The 16703-nt window shown below is 44.3% G+C and carries 13 protein-coding genes; 5 read left to right on the top strand and 8 right to left on the bottom strand.

Features of this window, described 5'->3' with window-relative positions:
• Positions 1–12: 12 nt before the first annotated feature.
• The 7 genes from PLL47_RS03155 to coaBC form a co-directional block, all read right to left on the bottom strand.
• On the bottom strand, positions 13–3525 hold the full coding sequence (locus PLL47_RS03155) for a PocR ligand-binding domain-containing protein (protein WP_324444699.1): 3513 nt from the start codon (positions 3523–3525) through the stop codon (positions 13–15).
• Positions 3526–3954: 429 nt separating this feature from the next.
• On the bottom strand, positions 3955–5190 hold the full coding sequence (locus tag PLL47_RS03150) for an adenosylhomocysteinase (protein ID WP_324444697.1): 1236 nt from the start codon (positions 5188–5190) through the stop codon (positions 3955–3957).
• Between the two features lie 209 nt (positions 5191–5399).
• On the bottom strand, positions 5400–6698 hold the full coding sequence (locus PLL47_RS03145) for an amidohydrolase family protein (RefSeq protein WP_324444695.1): 1299 nt from the start codon (positions 6696–6698) through the stop codon (positions 5400–5402).
• Positions 6699–7062: 364 nt separating this feature from the next.
• Positions 7063–7716: an HD domain-containing protein gene (locus PLL47_RS03140; protein WP_324444693.1), complete on the bottom strand. Its 654-nt coding sequence runs from the start codon at positions 7714–7716 to the stop codon at positions 7063–7065.
• 30 nt (positions 7717–7746) lie between these two features.
• On the bottom strand, positions 7747–8508 hold the full coding sequence (locus PLL47_RS03135) for a 4-phosphopantoate--beta-alanine ligase (protein WP_324444691.1): 762 nt from the start codon (positions 8506–8508) through the stop codon (positions 7747–7749).
• A gap of 369 nt (positions 8509–8877) precedes the next feature.
• Positions 8878–9780 (bottom strand): pantoate kinase, encoded by a 903-nt coding sequence (locus tag PLL47_RS03130; RefSeq protein ID WP_324444689.1) that lies wholly within the window; start codon positions 9778–9780, stop codon positions 8878–8880.
• A gap of 21 nt (positions 9781–9801) precedes the next feature.
• Positions 9802–11148, bottom strand: coding sequence for a bifunctional phosphopantothenoylcysteine decarboxylase/phosphopantothenate--cysteine ligase CoaBC (gene coaBC, locus PLL47_RS03125; protein ID WP_324444687.1), 1347 nt, complete (start codon positions 11146–11148; stop codon positions 9802–9804).
• 432 nt (positions 11149–11580) lie between these two features.
• On the opposite strand from coaBC, the gene PLL47_RS03120 reads away from it, so the two are divergent.
• The 4 genes from PLL47_RS03120 to PLL47_RS03105 all read left to right on the top strand — a co-directional run bounded on the left by PLL47_RS03120 (position 11581) and on the right by PLL47_RS03105 (position 15245).
• Positions 11581–12624, top strand: a complete 1044-nt coding sequence (locus PLL47_RS03120) for a Vms1/Ankzf1 family peptidyl-tRNA hydrolase (RefSeq protein WP_324444685.1) — start codon at positions 11581–11583, stop codon at positions 12622–12624.
• A 196-nt stretch (positions 12625–12820) separates the two neighbouring features.
• Complete coding sequence (locus tag PLL47_RS03115; protein ID WP_324444683.1) at positions 12821–13546, top strand: YoaK family protein; 726 nt, start codon at positions 12821–12823, stop codon at positions 13544–13546.
• Positions 13547–13636: 90 nt separating this feature from the next.
• On the top strand, positions 13637–14446 hold the full coding sequence (locus PLL47_RS03110; RefSeq protein WP_324444681.1) for a 23S rRNA (uridine(2552)-2'-O)-methyltransferase: 810 nt from the start codon (positions 13637–13639) through the stop codon (positions 14444–14446).
• Between the two features lie 151 nt (positions 14447–14597).
• Positions 14598–15245 (top strand): histidinol phosphate phosphatase domain-containing protein, encoded by a 648-nt coding sequence (locus PLL47_RS03105; RefSeq protein ID WP_324444679.1) that lies wholly within the window; start codon positions 14598–14600, stop codon positions 15243–15245.
• A 199-nt stretch (positions 15246–15444) separates the two neighbouring features.
• Here PLL47_RS03105 and PLL47_RS03100 read toward each other — a convergent pair whose 3' ends face one another.
• A complete protein-coding gene (locus tag PLL47_RS03100; protein WP_324444677.1) occupies positions 15445–15879 on the bottom strand; it encodes a hypothetical protein in 435 nt (144 codons plus the stop codon).
• 298 nt (positions 15880–16177) lie between these two features.
• On the opposite strand from PLL47_RS03100, the gene PLL47_RS03095 reads away from it, so the two are divergent.
• The gene (locus tag PLL47_RS03095) at positions 16178–16621 is read left to right on the top strand and encodes a VOC family protein (protein ID WP_324444675.1); all 444 of its coding nucleotides are present in this window, start codon (positions 16178–16180) and stop codon (positions 16619–16621) included.
• Positions 16622–16703 lie beyond the last annotated feature (82 nt).

The raw sequence follows: 16703 nt of genomic DNA, 5'->3' as shown, positions 1-16703 counted from the left end.
CTACTATTCTTCTTACTTTTCTTCTACTGCAAATTTTATGCAGAACTCCGTTCCAGAATCCCTGTTTATTTCAAGTTCGCCGTCCAGCTGGTCTACAAGGGTAGTTATCAACTGCATACCAAGAGTTTCAGGATTTTCCAGATCAAGACCTTCAGGAATACCTGCTCCATTATCTGAAACTTTCAAAATGAAGCTGCTGCCTGTACAATCTCCGTTTTTGCTTCCTGCACCTGTGTTACATTCCCCGTTCAATTCCCTGTAAAGTTTAATTTTAATTTCTCCTTTTCTATCGGGAAATGCGTGTTTGAGGGAGTTAGATACAAGCTCATTGACGATCAGCCCCAGAGGAATGGCAGTATCCATGTCAAAGAAAGTGTCCTCTTCCAGATTGATATTTAAGCTGATATCGGCATTTCCAAGGGTATAAGTATGAAATAGATTCTCAACAAGTCTCTGGAGGTATGGTGAAAAATTCAATGTATCTTTTCCCCTGCCTTCATGAAGCTCTTCATGAATCAGGGCAATCGATATTACTCTGTCCTGGCTTTCCCGAAAAGCGTTCAGAACTTCCGAATTCTCAACGTATTTTCTGCCCCGGAATTTTTCAGCCTGGAGGTCGAGTAAGGAAGAAATTACCTGCAGGTTATTCTTGATCCTGTGATGAATTTCTTTTTTGCGGGCAATCTCAAGGTTTACAAGGGCTTTTTCAGCCTTTTTACGTTCAGTTATATCCTCAACTATTCCTTTTACCCGAACAGGGACATTTTCATCATTATAAATAAAATCGGATTTTATATGGAGTGTACGTTCTTCCCCGTTAGCTAAAACAATTCTAAAATCAAGTCCAGAAGTACGTACATTACTTGTATAATCATTGACTTTACAGTAATAGTCAAGGTCGTCGGGATGAATATAACTTAAATATTCATCTAAAGATGGGGCTGATTTTTGAGGATCACGTCCAAAAATCCGGTACATCTCTTCAGACCAGTATGCTTTATCAGCCGCAATATCCCATTCCCAGCTCCCTATATGAGCCATTTTTTGAGCTTCAGCAAGGCTCTCTTCTCTTTCTTTCAATAGCTTATAAGCTTCTTCTAGTTCTACTGTGCGCTCTTTAACCAGGTTTTCCAGATTATCGAGTGTGTCTTTTAATTTAGCTTCTGCTTCTTTAATGTCTGTAATATCATGAGAAATAGCAAGAACAGAGACTACCTCGCCGTCAATAAACTCAGGTACTACCTGTGTATTAAAGTAATATTTCTTTCCCTGAGGAGACGTATAATGGAACTCCATCACCTCAGGAACTCCGGTGGTAAAAACGTTTTCATAGTGCTCTTCCCATAGTTTAACCAGCTCAGGGTCCATTCCCAGATCACCATTGGTTTTTCCAATGATTTCTTCTGGAGAACAACCATAAGGCTCTACATTGGCAGGATTTACATATATGTGGCGTTTTTGTCTGTCAAAACGAGCAATCAGGTCAGGAGAATTTTCAGCCAGTGTGCGGAATTTGTTCTCACTTCTTACCAGTGTTTCTTCAACCTGCTTTTTTTCAGTGATATCGCGGACGATACCTGCCCTGAAGCGGACAATGCCGCTTTTATCCTTAATGATCGAGAAGTGGTCAGCTAGCCAGCGGTATTTTCCATCCTTGCATTTAAAGCGGTACTCATGTGCCCCAAAACCCTCTTCTAATGACCTGGAAATTTCCATAACGATACGCGGACGGTCTTCCGGATGAATGCGGCAAAGAAGATCACTGCTGGTCATCGCATCTATTTCCCTTGTAGAAAAGCCTGTAATCTGCTCTATCACCGGGCTCATATAATCAAAGCAGTTATCCTGAAAATCCATTCGGTATGCCGAGTCGAGCGAATTCTCAAGAACTGAGCGAAAACGCTCATAGCTCTTCCTTAACTCTTCCACAAGGGCATCGCGTTCTGCCAGAGACTGAGCCAGCTTTATATTGCTATAGCTCAGCTGCGAGAGTATATTGGCAAAACCCATCAAAAAAGCCATCCCTGCATCAACAGTCTCTCTGCTCAGCCTCGGAACTTTCTCAAGCGCTGATATGTATTCGTCCTCATTGAAACCATACTTTCTTGCCTGAGAACGGAAAAACTCATAGTCCAGAATTTCATCCTCAAAAAAAAACTGCCCTGAAAAAATGATGCCTACCTGCTTGCCTGCAACCATAACAGGGGTCGTTACATCCCACATATTGTTCCGGCACCTGTAAAGCTTATACTCTCCCGGAGAAATGCCCATAGACAGCTCCATGTCGCTTTCTCTGCAGTACCTGCAGGTTTCAGGGTGAACCCTGTGGAATCTCGTGCAGATCTCCTGCCATCCGACACATGCCAGAACATTGCCTTTGAGATCGTTCAAACCTATGGGAACATTAGTAAGCTTATAAAAATCGTTTATGAGAGACTGAATAACCGGAATATCAACAATCTCCGCAAGCTCAAAGGTATCCGGACTGCTGACAGGTGAGAGAATTTTCTCCAGCTTTAACCTGGCGTGCTGCTCACTCTGACGAAGTGCATCCTCAGCCTGCTTGCGTTCGTTGATATCACGGGCAACATGAACGCTCCCGATGAGTTTTCCTTCAGAGTCGTGAAGCGGTGAGACGCTTACTAAAAAATAGCCTCCAAAGCAGTCCTCATAGACTTCTGCGGTATGTTCGAGACCGTCCTTAAGCAGCTGCCTGTGCGGGCAAAAAGAAGGAGGTTCGTCTGTCCCATGAACAGCTTTATAGCAGATCAGGCCTGCACACTCTTCCGGTGCCACATTCAGTTTTGATGCCATGGCTCTATTTGCCCGGACGATTCTATACTGGTCATCGAGTATGGCGACCAGATCCGGAATAGCATCAAAAGTATATTCCCAGTTCCTCGTTGCCTGAACAGCAATCTCCTCTGCTTTTTTGCTCCTGGAACTTTCTATCTTCTGCCATTCTCCTTTCTTTTTAATCAAAGCAAATTGATGGTTGACCATCACATCTATTATCCCGGTTGAACTGCACCTGTCGAGAGAATAGGTACAGAGAGCTATCATCCGGTAATTTCCAAGGATTCTGTCTACCTCGTCTTCATAATCTACAAAGTCGTCCCAATCTCTTTTTTCCATCCAGGAAGTGTTTCCGCTCAACCTTAAACCGTCAAAACCAGTTTTCAGGGCATTATTGAGCTTTTCAATCCAGCCGTTTAAAGACCTCCTGGAATCGAATACGCCCTCGTTCACATACCAGTGGGTATATGGAATAATTTCAATTTGCCCTTTCTCCAGATAAGCATCAATGCCGGGAACAGCCTTTTTAAGGGCTTCTTTTGCCTCTTCTTCGCCCAGAGGTTCTGATGTGACCCAGATGCAAAATTCATTATTTTCCAGCCCTGCTTTGAAGTAAGGTACAAGTATGTCTTTCAAATCTTCTTTTGTCTGGTAAAACTGGCAGAAATGTGTCCCCCAGGAGATATCCCCTATAATGTCAATACCAGACTTCCTCAGTTGTCCTTTCATCCCAACCCCTTCTCCGGGCTTATTCCCAGACTATCGTTTTACATGAATCGGTTGCCGTACAAGGCTCTCAGCTTATGTTTTTGGGAGAATCCTCTTTGTTAAAAGAAGTTTAGACTTCTTAAAAAAATAAAGTGATTTATCTGCGATCTGGATATTTTATGAATGAAAACAGAATTGTAAACGTTCTCCCAATACGAATTTCCGGTTTAACTGTTTTCTTAATAAGAATTCCCAGCTTGTAAAAATGAAATTATATGTATTAGTAACTAATTATTTTTTGATCTTATTTTGTAATTTAAGTGGGTAAATATTTTCACTTTTCCATAAATGGAAACATGGTCATATTTACCGCACCCAGTATATCTGGAATTTCCAATATATCTGGAGTTTATATTTGCTTAGAGCACTTTCTTTTGCTTCGTCTCTGAATTACGTTCCGCACTCCCATCCGCTCATGTAGCACTCCTGTTTGGAAGTGAGCTCGTCTGTGCTTATGCCCATAGACTCAAGCTTCAGCCTTGCCACATAGGTGTCAAGTTCTCTCGGGACCCCGTGGACTCCGTTCAGAAGCTTGTTTTCTGCAATGTAACGCACGCAGAGAGCCTGGTTTGCAAAACTCATATCCATGACCTCAGCAGGGTGACCGTCGCCTGCAGCAAGGTTTACGAGCCTGCCTTCCGCTATCACATTAATGCGTCTGTTGCCTATATCGTATTCTTTGATATTGTGCCTGACAGTCCGGGTGGATTTTGCAAGAGAATCAAGGGCTTCCATGTCTATTTCCACATTGAAGTGACCTGAGTTTGCAAGAATTGCCCCGTCCTTCATAACCTTAAAGTGGTCGGCTGTAAGGATATCTCTGTTTCCTGTTGCAGTTACAAAGATGTCTCCTATTTTTGCAGCTTCTGCCATTTTCATAACCCTGTGACCGTCCATTCTGGCTTCAAGGGCTCTTATTGGGTCTACCTCGGTAACGATTACGCTTGCCCCAAGGCCTGCAGCCCGCATTGCAACCCCGCGCCCGCACCAGCCGTAGCCTGCAACAACAACGTTTTTGCCTGCCACAAGAAGGTTGGTGGTCCGATTGATTCCGTCCCAGGCTGACTGGCCTGTCCCGTAACGGTTGTCAAAAAGGTACTTGGTCATGGCATCGTTTACGGCTATTACCGGCATCTTGAGTGCGCCGTCTTTTTCCATCGCGTGAAGCCTGTGCACACCTGTGGTGGTCTCCTCACAGCCCCCCAGGATTTTCGGAAGCATTTCCTGCCTTTCTTTGTGAAGCTTGAAAATCAGGTCTGCTCCGTCATCGATTGTGATGTCAGGTTCAATATCAAGAACTTTATCTATTGCTTCATAATACTCGCTCGTACAGCACCCGTATTTTGCAAAACAGCTTATATTCTTCCTGGTATCGAGAGCAGCTGCCACATCATCCTGAGTGCTCAGAGGGTTGCAGCCTGAAATTGCAACCTGTGCGCCGCCGGCAGCGAGGGTCTCGACAAGGACTGCGGTTTTTGCTTCCACGTGCAGTGCCATTCCTACTTTAAGCCCTTTAAGGGGTTTTTCTTTTTCAAATTTTTCTCTGATGATCGCAAGCACAGGCATGTGATTTCTTGCCCATTCCATTTTCATGTTTCCGGATTCTATGAGTTCTTTTTCGGTCATGGTGATCCCGTCATTTATTAGATAGGCGGTTAAATTTTCAAGCTGGATAATTTTGAAACTCTAAATTGCTGCCCGAAATACAGATGAAATAAAATAACTCTGTATACACTGGGCCTATAGTATTTATTTTCCTTTATATCGTGCCAGTATGCTTTAAAATATTATAGCTTTTAAAATATTATAGCTTAATAGTACCAGGACAGAAGATTTCAGGCATTCACCCTTGCCGCAAGCTCTTCTGCGGCTTTTTGAGCTTCTTCTATAACTTTCTGTTCGTCCATCACGAGAACCCTGTAGTCGTCCATAAGGACTTTTCCGTCCACGATTGTTGTCCGGACATCGCTTCCTCCTGCAGAGTACACCAGATGGGAAGGAACATCAAAGCAGGGGGTAAGATGCGGTTTTTTCATGTCAACTATAATCAGGTCTGCCTTCATTCCTGCCTTTAACATGCCGCTTTCCGTCCCAAGAGCCTTTGCTCCATTAACGGTTGCCATCTTCAGTACCTGGCGGGCCGGAAGGGCAGTAGGATTTCCTGTGCTCAGTTTGTGCAGAAGAGCAGCAGTTTTCATTTCTTCAAACAGGTCAAGGTTGTTGTTTGAGGCGCAGCCGTCAGTCCCGAGGCTGACATTCACCCCTCTTTCCAGCATTTTGTAGATAGGGGCAGTTCCTGAAGCCAGTTTCATATTGCTTATTGGATTATGGGAGACATTTACCCCCTTTTCCCTCAAAACTTCTATATCGCCGTCAGAAAGCCATACACAGTGGGCAGCAAGCACGTCAGGCCCAAAAAACCCTATATCATCAAGCATGTGCACCGAACATTTCCCGTACCTTTCTTTCATTGCCAGCAGTTCAGCTTCAGTCTCAAGGACATGGATGTGGATGCCTGCTCCGTCCTTTCTGGCTTCTTCTTTCACTTTTTCAAGATACTCATCCGAGCAGGTATTCGGGGCATGAGGTCCGTACATTGTCTTTATCCTGCCGTCTGCTGCTCCCTGCCAGGCTCTGACAAAGCGCTTTCCTTCTTTAAGGTCGGTTTCCCCTTTTTCTTTGTTCCAGAGCTCGATGAGGCCGTGGGAAAGTGAAGCTCTGATCCCTGATGCTTCAACAGCTTTTGCAGTCTCGTCCATAAAGAAATACATGTCTGCAAATGATGTTGTTCCGGATCTGATCATTTCAAGGCAGGCAAGCAGGCTTCCTCTGTAAACATCTTCTGCTCTAAGCTGGGCTTCGGCAGGCCAGATATGTTTCTCAAGCCATTCTGCAAGCTGAAGGTCATCGGCATAACCCCGGAAGAGAGTCATTGCCGCATGCGTATGCGTATTTACAAGCCCTGGCATTACTACCGAGCCTTTTGCATCAATCACGGTTTCAGCATGTTCTTTTGTTTTCTCTCCTATTTCCGTGATTTTTCCATCTTCAATAACAACGGTCCCATTTTTCAGGTCTCCAGCATCAGGGTCCATTGTTAAAACATAAGCATTTTTTATTATTATGTCAGCCATATGATCATATCCATCAGGTTTGAACTGCAACTCCTATTGAACTGAACTTCACTGGACTGCCCTTTATTGAACTGCCCTTTATTGAACTTAACTTATCAGATAATGAACACGAGTTTACGAGGTTATCCTAAAAAAGTTGTCCTGAAAATTTCCCTGTGATTATTATAAAGCCAGGAATCTTTATTATAAAATGCAGAATCTTTATAAAGCATTTTTGCCTGACCGGATAATCTAAAACTTTGAAACAATCTGATAAAGTGGGGAAACACTTATTATTTTAAAAAACCGTATTTGAAGTGTCGATTTTCTCCCCAGAGTTTTGCTTCAAACCCCTGCCCCCGATTTCTAAAAAGTAAATTATAGTTCAGGGTTTCAGCTTGCCGTTTTCGTTTTCAAGGTTAAGAGCCTCAAGGTAGAGGTGCATTATCTTCAGCCTTTCTCCTGCAATCCTCTTTGCCGTATCGGTATTCAACCTTTCGGGAATTGTAAAAGGTTTATAGCGCATGTATTCGTTAAAACCCTCTACAGGATCGTCTATGTAGACAGTCTTTTTTGAGCTTCCTTTATCAAGCCCTGTTGTGTGCTTCAGCATCCTGAGAGCCCCCATTGACAGGATAGACCTGAAAATGCCAATCGCTCCCAGGGCATCAAGCCTGTCTGCATCCTGAAGGATCCTGGCTTCTATCGTTTCCGGGCTTTTTCCCCCGCTGAACCTGTGGGTCAGGATGCAGTACGTTACAGCTTCAATAATTTTTTTCTCAAGGCCTGCCCTGCTCAGGAACTCGGCGGCTATCTCGGCACTGTAGAGGGCATGGTCTCCTCCCTCTTCGTGTTCTTTGATAACCCCCACATCATGCAGGAGAGCTGCGAGCCTGAGAATAAGAAGATCTCCTCCTTCTTCTTTCTGAATCTCCATGCAGAGGGCTTCTACGCGGTTTATGTGAGACATATCATGGGAACTGGGCTCCCCTTCATGAAAAGTAGCCGCAAATTCCCTTGTTTTTTCAATCAGGTCCATAAATATCCTGCTTCAGGCAATATCCAGATTTCAGTATTCCATTTCTGCAACCATGTTTTTAAGGTGTTCCTGAATTTCGGAAATCGCTTCGGAAAGAGTCCTTTTATTATCGTAAGTGGTTATCAATTTCACAAGTTCATCTTTCCTTTCCTTTTTCATTTCCCGCGCGAATTTTGTCATGTTTTCCAGAGCTCGCGTAAGGTTGTCAACGATTGATATTGTGGCGGTTCTGGAAGTCCGTGAGAGAGGGTTCAGGTCGATTGTTATGACAGTCTTTCCCATCTGTACAAGTTTCTCGCAGCGGTCCCCGTCCTCAAGGGGAACGAGCACAACATCTGCAGTATAGATCCCTTTGCTGCTCACAAGCCTTCTGTCGTGGGAGAGCTCAAGGCTTGCGTCCGGGTTCTTTCCAAGCACTTCGGAAGCTCCGTTTGCTTTCAGATGTTCTATTATAAGGTGTACCCGGGTGTCAGTCCTGTGGAAAAGGTTTACTTCAATTTTGGCTCCGGTAATGTCTGCCAGCGAGACAACTTTATCAGGAGCCAGAGCTGCAACGTTGCCGTTTACTGAAATAACAGGGTTCTCAGCGAGGAGAAGTGCAGCAACTGCAGCTCTCTCTGCATACAGGGCAGATTCTGTGCTTCTTTCGCCTATAAGATAATCAAAGCTCTCTCCTCTCCCCTGGGCGATAAGTCCCTGGATACTTGTAATTCCCATTTTTACCCCGGCTGCAACCTTTTCACGGGCGAGCAGGGATTCGTACCTCGGGTGGTCTTGCGGTATATCTGTCATATAGGTCGCTTACCTTTATGCTTGTCAATTTACTTTTTTTCTTTTCGTTTGAAACTTTAAGGACTCTGCCCTGATCTGCGGGCAATTTATGCGGTTCAGTATTTTTTTATTTCAATAGTATTTAAGTTGTGGGTGCTTTCTTCCACAGAGAGCCTTTAGTCACTCATTTTTAATTAACAAAGTAGTATACGACGTTTTTTTCCCGAATTTAATCATTCAAACTCTCTATTTGCAAAAACCAGTTTTTCTTTCTAGCTGAATTTCCCACGTTCTCAATATATTTCTTTATTCACAGTATATTTCTTCAGATATAGTTATGAAATATTCTGCCCGGAAACGAGGAATCTGGAAACAGAGCCAGAATAAGGCTCAGTCATAAAGTAATCGGGGTACACAGGTACTGATCCCGTATTCCAGAACCTGCCCGAAATCCTGAAGTGCTTCGTAAAGAGCAAATTCCTGATTGTGGGGGGCAATTGCAAAGACTGTATCTCCAAGCATTGCCTGGGAAGCCATACCTCCACTTGCATTTGCAGCCTCAATAACATCCCGTGCAGTACTGCTCATAAGGCCTGTCTTGCTGGCAAAGTCTTTTGCCTGATACATAAAGTTCTCAAGAGTTGGCTTTTTAAGCAGTTCAAGCATAGCAGCTTTTCCTGCGGCGTTAATCCTTCCTGCTGCAGCTTCATCTGCCAGGACAGAGTCCGTAGAAATCTCACCGAGTACGATACAGAAAACCCTTGCTTCAGGAGCGGGAATCCTGTCTATATTTCCGAATTCAGGCCCTCCGGGATGCAGCCTTATCACCACTCCGCCGCTTGACTGGGCAGCGACATCTCCAAGCCCGCTGCGGTTAACAACTTCAGCTACGTGAGCGTATTCGGTCAGGTTTTTTACGGTCCTGTTTAAGGATAGAGCCCTGTTCAGGGCATAAGCTGTCCCGAGAGCTCCTGCCCCGGACGCTCCAAACCCGCACCCAACAGGGATTTCCGCCCAGCTCTTCACCCTTACAGGCTTATCGGTCATCATCTCCACAACCGTGCGGGTGGTTTTGCCTTCAACTTTTTTTCCATTGAGGAAAATCTCGGTATTTTCCACGGATTTCCCGACCTTTACCTCGGTCGTGACTCCTCCGTTAAGAACGATTCCGCAGCCGGTAGATCCTTTCTGGTGAGGGTCGTTATGCTCATGGATCTGAAAAAAACCTGTTATATGCCCTGGAGCATATGCTTTTGCGAAAAAGTCTGCCCCTTCACTCTCGTATGTATACATAGAAAACGCCTTTTTTATTCCTTAAGCTATTTTTTCAAGGTCAATTTTTGTCCTGTAAAATTTCTGTTGTGAATTTAAAATCCCGGCTACCTCTTCAAGGATGCTGGCTGCAAGTTTCCGCTTGTTCCCGCTTACGTGCCAGGGTTCGGCTTTTCCCCGCCTCAGCAGGTAAAGTTCATTTTCTTCAGTACCCATTCCGCCTTTTCCTACATCGTTTGCTGCAATCATATCGAGTTTTGTTCCTTCAAGGGTTGCAGCAGCCCTTTTAAGGAGTTCTTCTCGACCTGTGCCTGTTTCGGCTTTAAAACCTATTATCACAAGTTCAGGGTGTTTTTCCCTGCATTCCTTTATCAATTTCCGGGTGGGTTTCAGTTTCAGCACAAACTCTCCCCCTGATTTTATTTTCTCAGGAGAAGGTTCGGCTGTATAGTCTGCGATTGCTGCAGAGCTTATAAGGACATCATACCCCGTTTCCAGTTCAGAAAGCACAGCTTCAGTCATTTCCGCAGCACTTTCGGCAAAAATCTCCCTGATCCCTGCAAACCCGAGCCTGTCCCTGTGCACAAGGGTTACATCAGCCCCCCTGCGGTAAGCTTCAAGGGCAAGTTCCCTGCCTGTCTTCCCTGAAGCCCGGTTTGTAAGGATCCGGATAGGGTCAAGGCTTTCAGCAGTTGAACCGCCTGTGATTATTATCTTCCGGTTCTCCAGGCTCCGGTCTCCAAGAGCCCGCTCTACTTCGAGCACTATTTCTTCGTTTGAGGCAATTTTTGCAACGCCCTCTTCAAACCTGGGACCCACCATGGAAATCCCCCAGATCTTCAGCTTAGCCACATTTTCAACTACAGCAGGGTGTCTGTACATGGACTCGTGCATTGCAGGGACAAGCATAACAGGAAGATCTGAACCAAGAGCTGTTGTTGCAAAAGAGGTAACTGTGGTATCGTCTATCCCGCACGCTATTTTTCCTATGGTATTCGCTGTTGCCGGCGCTATAAGAAGGAGGTCTGCCCTGCCTTTGAACCCGCAGAATTCCACGTGCTCCACCCTGCCCCCGAGTTCGGTAATTACAGGGTTTCCTGTGGCATAATGCAGGGCGTCAGGGTGCAGGATATGCTTTGCAGCTTCAGTCATGACCGCATGGACTTCTGCCCCGTTTCGAATCAGTTCCCTTGCAAGTTCAACTACCCTGACAGCTCCAATACTTCCGGTAACGCCAAGGACGATGGTTTTTCCGGCAAGAGAGGAACTCCTGTGCCCCTGGATCCAGAGAGTAGGATGAATTTTTTCAGCCTTATTCCGGACAGGGATTTGCTGGTCAGGATTCATTTGATCCTTTTTATTTTGAGACTCTTTCAATGGTTTTTTCATTCAGGCACCGAAGTAATCGATAAGAATTAATTATGTAAATGAGCTCACTTTTCTGAAAAAATCCTGAAAAATCACAGTGACATTAAATATAATATTCTTAAAACTTTCGAAATATAAGGGGCGCTTAAATCTGATAGAGAGTATATTTTATTATTAAGTCCAGCAGGACCGTGTCTTCCAGTATCATATACAATTGGAAGTTTTGTGGTTGTCACGTATCGTAGATGATGCAATAACAATATTATATTCATAATATTGTCTTCATTTGTCTCTAACTGGCTTATGTCGCCATTTATAATTAGTACAGTTAAATAAGGTATTGCTATATTATACAGTCAGGTTACTTACTGGAGATTTCTGCATTGTATTGGGTATTGATTTCAGGAAATACATATTGATTTTATGATCTATTATGAGAAAGGCGGTAGGCAGATGACCGACAAAAAGGCTTCAAAAACAGAAGTTACGGCAGATGAAAAAAAAGGTCTTGGCACCATTTTTGGGAAAATCTCCGGAAAAGGCAGGCTGGAAACTGAAGTTGACAGGCTTTCCTCAAGGATAGCTGAGCTTGAACTTGCTCTTCAGGGTGCAAAAAACCAGCTTGAAAAGAAGGAAGCCCTTGCAAGGCAGGCAGTTTCGGACAGGCAGGAAGCTGAAGCCCGTTTAAATCAGGAGCTTGTTCGGATGCAGACCCTTTCGCATGAACTTGAATCACTTCGGACTGAATCCCAGAACCGGCTCGAGTTTCGCGGAATTGAAAACCTGAGCCCTGCTGCTGTTCAGGCTTACCTTTCCAGACTCAATTCCTTCCACTCCCCTTCCGAGGACCTGTTAACTGTATATCTCCCCTCCGGAACTCGCCTTTCAGATGTACTTCCCGAAAAAAACCTTGAGATGGTCGAAGAAGAGACTCGCTCCCTCCTTGACAGGCTTGACACCGAAACAGGCATGGTATTTTTTTACGACCTTCACCGCATGATTTCCGAAGCATTAGTCCCTCCTTTCCCTGTCGCCTCCGCTGCCTGGTATCTCCAGAATAACTTTGAGACCGCCCCGCTTGAAGAAATCCTTAATTCCTCCTGCCGCCTGCTCGTTCTTGTCCTGCATGCAGGCGAGTCTTTTATAGGCTTTGCTCCTGATGCCCGCGTCTTTGATACGGAAGAGTTTATCAAAAGCAGCGTAAAAGAAAAACACAGCAAGGGAGGCTTCTCCCAGCGCCGTTTCGAACGCCTCAGGGAAGAAGATATTGCACATCATATGGACAAAGTTTTTGAAGCTCTGGACAGGGTGCTCGAAGAAAATTCGCCTGTTGACTGCGTTATTCTGAACGGAGATACCCCGCTTATAAGGGAAGCTGAGAAGCGCCTTCCTCTGAGCCCTGAGATTATTGAAAAAGCGGCTGATATTAAGGTAGAAAAAACGGGTGGCGAGGAGATTATAAGAACTGTTTTAAGCTCCAGAAGATATTTGCTGTGAAGCATTTTTTTGCCCAAAAACAGTTATAGCTACGCAAAAATTAATCGGCTGCAATAATTCCGGAATAGAACTTTCTACATTGAAAAGTAATCTTTAAATATATCTTCTCATTTTTATATATTGAGAATATATACTTATTGGGCATGCTCGTTACTATTAAATAGGGCTTTCGAATTCTGGGTGATAAAGGTACAAAATGCTAAAAAATGAACGAAAAATACGTTTGAACAATTTTACTTCTGAATCTGTGGAGCTTGGAATACTTCTTGCACTGGTGGGAGGATTCCTTGATGCTTATACATTCATAGGGAGAGGCGGTGTTTTTGCCAATGCACAGACCGGAAACGTCGTTCTCATGGGCATAGAAGCTGCAACAGGAGAATGGGGGAAGGCAGTTCTTCACGCAGTTCCTATTCTGGCATTCATTCTCGGAGTGGTGGTTGCCGAGATCATTAAAAAACCTTCAATGCGCCTGTTTGTGCCGGATGCAGAAAGGGCAGTCCTAATTCTTGAAATTGCAGTCCTTTTTATCATAGGCTTCATACCCTATACAAGCCCGGATATCATTGTAACTGTTGCAGTCTCTTTCGTCTCTTCGGTTCAGATATCTTCATTTCGCAAACTGGTTGGCTCTGCATATAACACAACAATGATTACTGGAAATTTACGCTCGGCTACACAGGACGCTTATCTTGCTTTCGCAAAAAAAGACCGGGAATCGTCTCTGAGAGCCGTCCGATTCTCTACGATTAACCTCTCGTTCCTTGCAGGAGCAATTATTGGAGGGCTGCTTACATCGTTTATCGGAGCTAAAGCAGTTTGGGCTGCTGTAATTGTGCTAATATGCTCCGCAATTCTTTTCAATGCAGGCGAAAGTAAAAGTAAGGAAAGCAAGAATAAGAACGCTGGTGTTGGAGTATAAAGATTCAGGGCTATCTGACAAAAGATTAGTGAACTCCGGATATGACTTCTGCGCAAGCTATATGAGCTTTAAGTGCAGGGAAGGTAAGCAATGGCAAGAGATAGAAGAGATTATTATTATCATCAGGCAAAAGAGGAAGGGTACCGGTCCAGGGCTTCCTTCAAGCTAAAACAGATCAATGAGAAGCATAAGGTTATCAAGCGGGGAGACTCGGTTGTGGACCTGGGTGCGGCTCCCGGCGGATGGCTTCAGGTCGCAAAACAGCTTTCAGGAGGAAAGATCCTTGGTGTCGATCTGCAGAGGATCGACCCTATTGAAGGAGTCGAGACCATTCAGGGAGACATTAATGCGGATTCCACGATAAAGAAAATCATCAAAATCGTGGGGGAAAAAGGAGCAGATGTGGTTCTCTGTGATGCAGCCCCCAACCTTTCAGGAAACTGGTCCTATGACCACGCACGGTCAATTGAGCTTTCAACCTCGGCACTTGAGTGCGCAAAGAAGATTCTCAAGCCAAAAGGAAATTTTGTGGTCAAGGTCTTTCAGGGAGACATGTTCAACGATTACCTTGACAAAGTCAGGGAAAACTTTGTCCGCACCATGGCTTATTCCCCGAAAGCTTCCAGGTCGCAGAGTGCGGAGATCTACATCATCGGAAAGAAGTTCCTCACGGCTCCCCTGAGGAAAGGAGACAAATTCGTTGTGGATATAGAAAAGCTCGGCTCAAGCGGAGACGGAGCTGTTCTCATTGAAGGCTTTGTGGTCTTCGTAAAGGAAGTTGAAGTCGGAGAAAAGGTCCAGATCAAAATAACGGATGTCAAACCGAACTTTGCTTTTGCAGATGTTGAAGAAAGGCTTGGAAAATCTGAAAATCCTGAAAAGTTCGAGAGCTCGGATTAATTTTATCATGAAGTTATGTTAATAAAGTGAGTTAATAAAATGATTTGTATAATTCAGCATAATTAAGCATAACTCAACATAATTAAGCATACCTCAGAGTGAAAAGAATAAGGTGTAAAAATAAAACGAGTTTAAAACACGGTGATCCCAGTTGATTGACCTTCATACTCACACTATTTTCAGCGACGGGGAACTGCTCCCCAGTGAACTCGTCCGGCGTGCCGTGATCCACGGCTACGAGGCTATCGCACTTACCGACCACGCAGACTATACAAATCTCGAACAGCTTCTTGATGCCGCAAAGAAAGCAAAATACCTTGAAAAAGAATGGGATATTCGCGTCCTGACCGGAGTTGAGCTGACGCACGTCCCTCCAAGAAAAATTGCTCCCATGGCAAAGAAGGCAAAAGAGCTGGGCGCAGAAATCGTGGTCGTGCATGGGGAAACTATCACCGAGCCTGTCGCCCCCGGCACAAATGCAGCGTCTGCTGCCTGTGAGTATGTTGACATTCTGGCTCACCCGGGTTTGATCTCTGAGGAAGATGTCCGGACTGCTGTAGAGAATAATGTATTACTTGAAATCACTTCCAGGAACGGGCACAACAGGACTAACGGGCACGTTGCAAGGCTCGCCCTCGAATTCGGAGCAACGCTTGTTGTGAATACCGATACCCATGCACCTGAGAACCTGATAACCGATGAGACCGCTCTGAAAATCGCAATGGGAGCCGGGCTTACTGAGTCAGGGGCAAAGGAAGCGTTTAAAGCTTCGAAAAAGAAGGTAGCAGAGATAGTCTGAGCTGTGAGTATTTAAAAAAACGAAATTTTCCGGGCAGGAACCTTTTAAGAGAATCTAATTCTTTTCTAATCATTTTTGCTTTCCCGCCCCAAAAATATTGAAAATATCTGGATCCGGATCTTTTCAGGTCCGGTTTAAGCTCCAGGACAAAGATTTTTGAAAACTCTGGATTATAAAGATCTCTACAACATTGATATCTTTAAGTAGTAGCTACATTTTTTCCAGCTTCACCCTTCCCGAATAAGTAGCCGAAGGGTATGGCTATGAAGTCTCCTATAATATAGCTGAGGAATATCACAGCGAAAACATATCCATGTGCTGGGAACTGCCCTTTCAATATAAGAGGCAGGGCAACCCCTGCAAACCAGATTATCTTATAAGATAACTGTAAAAGCAGGACTGGAACAAACTTGAGGGGAGACCTCAAGCCAAACAAGGATACGAGACCGAAAGCAACAAAAACACTGCCGAAAACTCCAAAAATAACTGGGTCCTGCAAAGGCCATCCCATCATGGTTATTATGGATTCGGGAGCTATAACCACTCCCAGTCCAAGAAGACCAGCACCAATAATTGTATAAAGGTACATGAACTTCAGCCATCCCCACCGAATAACTGGATCAATAGAATTCATTTTCCACCTCTTATGAAAAGATGCTCTTTATCTATAATTCAAAATTCCCTTTTTGAAATTCTAATCAGGGCTTACGCATATGAGGAGTGGAATCAAATAATATACATTCTCGCCAAAACCAGCAAGATTAAAAAATAAGATGTTTTCAGCTTTAAGTTCCCAGCCCAATTGAGTAAATCCCAATTCTATTTATTGCCTTCAATTTATATAATAATTAAGATTCAATTTGTTGGCAGTGTGCCTAATTTGCTGTAAATTTGAAGTCAAGTTTTTTGTATATTGGCCCAGGTGCAAGAAAATGAAAATCCTTCAAACCCTCTCCCGCCTCTACGTTCCCGACCTCGATCAAGCCCTCGAACTCTACGAAGAACTCTCAGGTACACACGCAGCCATGCGTTTTGAAATTCCTCAAATCGGTGTGGAACTGGCTCAGATAAGTAATATTTTACTCATAGCCGGCTCTGAAGAAGCCCTGAAGCCTTTCAGAAACACGCAGGCTACATTTCTTGTTGATTCTCTCGATGAGTACAGGGCTTTTCTGGAAGAAAAAGGAGCAGAAATCATCCGGGGACCTGCGAAAGTTCCGACCGGCAGGAATATGACTGTAAAACATCCTGACGGGTCAGTGATAGAATATGTGGAGCATTCGAAGGCTCCTGAAAAACGGCTTGAAGAACAAACTGAAATGAAACAAAAAGAGTATCCAGATATACTGGAAAAACTGGAGAGACCTGATGCCTGAAGCCAGAATTCAAGAAAAAGGAAGCTGGAGAATTAAAAGCCAGAAAATCCCATTGAGAGCTTTTTTCTCCAGATTTAATTTT

The organism is Methanosarcina sp., assembly GCF_035390745.1.
In the GTDB taxonomy this organism is placed as follows: domain Archaea; phylum Halobacteriota; class Methanosarcinia; order Methanosarcinales; family Methanosarcinaceae; genus Methanosarcina.
Note: the sequence above shows the minus strand (reverse complement) of the source record. Positions and strands in the feature narration are given on the sequence as shown.

Excerpts from the sequence above, each read along its gene's own strand:
- PLL47_RS03155 (WP_324444699.1), bottom strand. The coding sequence starts at position 3,525 with ATGAAAGGACAACTGAGGAAGTCTGGTATTGACATTATAGGGGATATC.
- PLL47_RS03150 (WP_324444697.1), bottom strand. The coding sequence starts at position 5,190 with ATGACCGAAAAAGAACTCATAGAATCCGGAAACATGAAAATGGAATGG.
- PLL47_RS03145 (WP_324444695.1), bottom strand. The coding sequence starts at position 6,698 with ATGGCTGACATAATAATAAAAAATGCTTATGTTTTAACAATGGACCCT.
- PLL47_RS03140 (WP_324444693.1), bottom strand. The coding sequence starts at position 7,716 with ATGGACCTGATTGAAAAAACAAGGGAATTTGCGGCTACTTTTCATGAA.
- PLL47_RS03135 (WP_324444691.1), bottom strand. The coding sequence starts at position 8,508 with ATGACAGATATACCGCAAGACCACCCGAGGTACGAATCCCTGCTCGCC.
- PLL47_RS03130 (WP_324444689.1), bottom strand. The coding sequence starts at position 9,780 with ATGTATACATACGAGAGTGAAGGGGCAGACTTTTTCGCAAAAGCATAT.
- coaBC (WP_324444687.1), bottom strand. The coding sequence starts at position 11,148 with ATGAAAAAACCATTGAAAGAGTCTCAAAATAAAAAGGATCAAATGAAT.
- PLL47_RS03120 (WP_324444685.1), top strand. The coding sequence starts at position 11,581 with ATGACCGACAAAAAGGCTTCAAAAACAGAAGTTACGGCAGATGAAAAA.
- PLL47_RS03115 (WP_324444683.1), top strand. The coding sequence starts at position 12,821 with ATGCTAAAAAATGAACGAAAAATACGTTTGAACAATTTTACTTCTGAA.
- PLL47_RS03110 (WP_324444681.1), top strand. The coding sequence starts at position 13,637 with ATGGCAAGAGATAGAAGAGATTATTATTATCATCAGGCAAAAGAGGAA.
- PLL47_RS03100 (WP_324444677.1), bottom strand. The coding sequence starts at position 15,879 with ATGAATTCTATTGATCCAGTTATTCGGTGGGGATGGCTGAAGTTCATG.
- PLL47_RS03095 (WP_324444675.1), top strand. The coding sequence starts at position 16,178 with ATGAAAATCCTTCAAACCCTCTCCCGCCTCTACGTTCCCGACCTCGAT.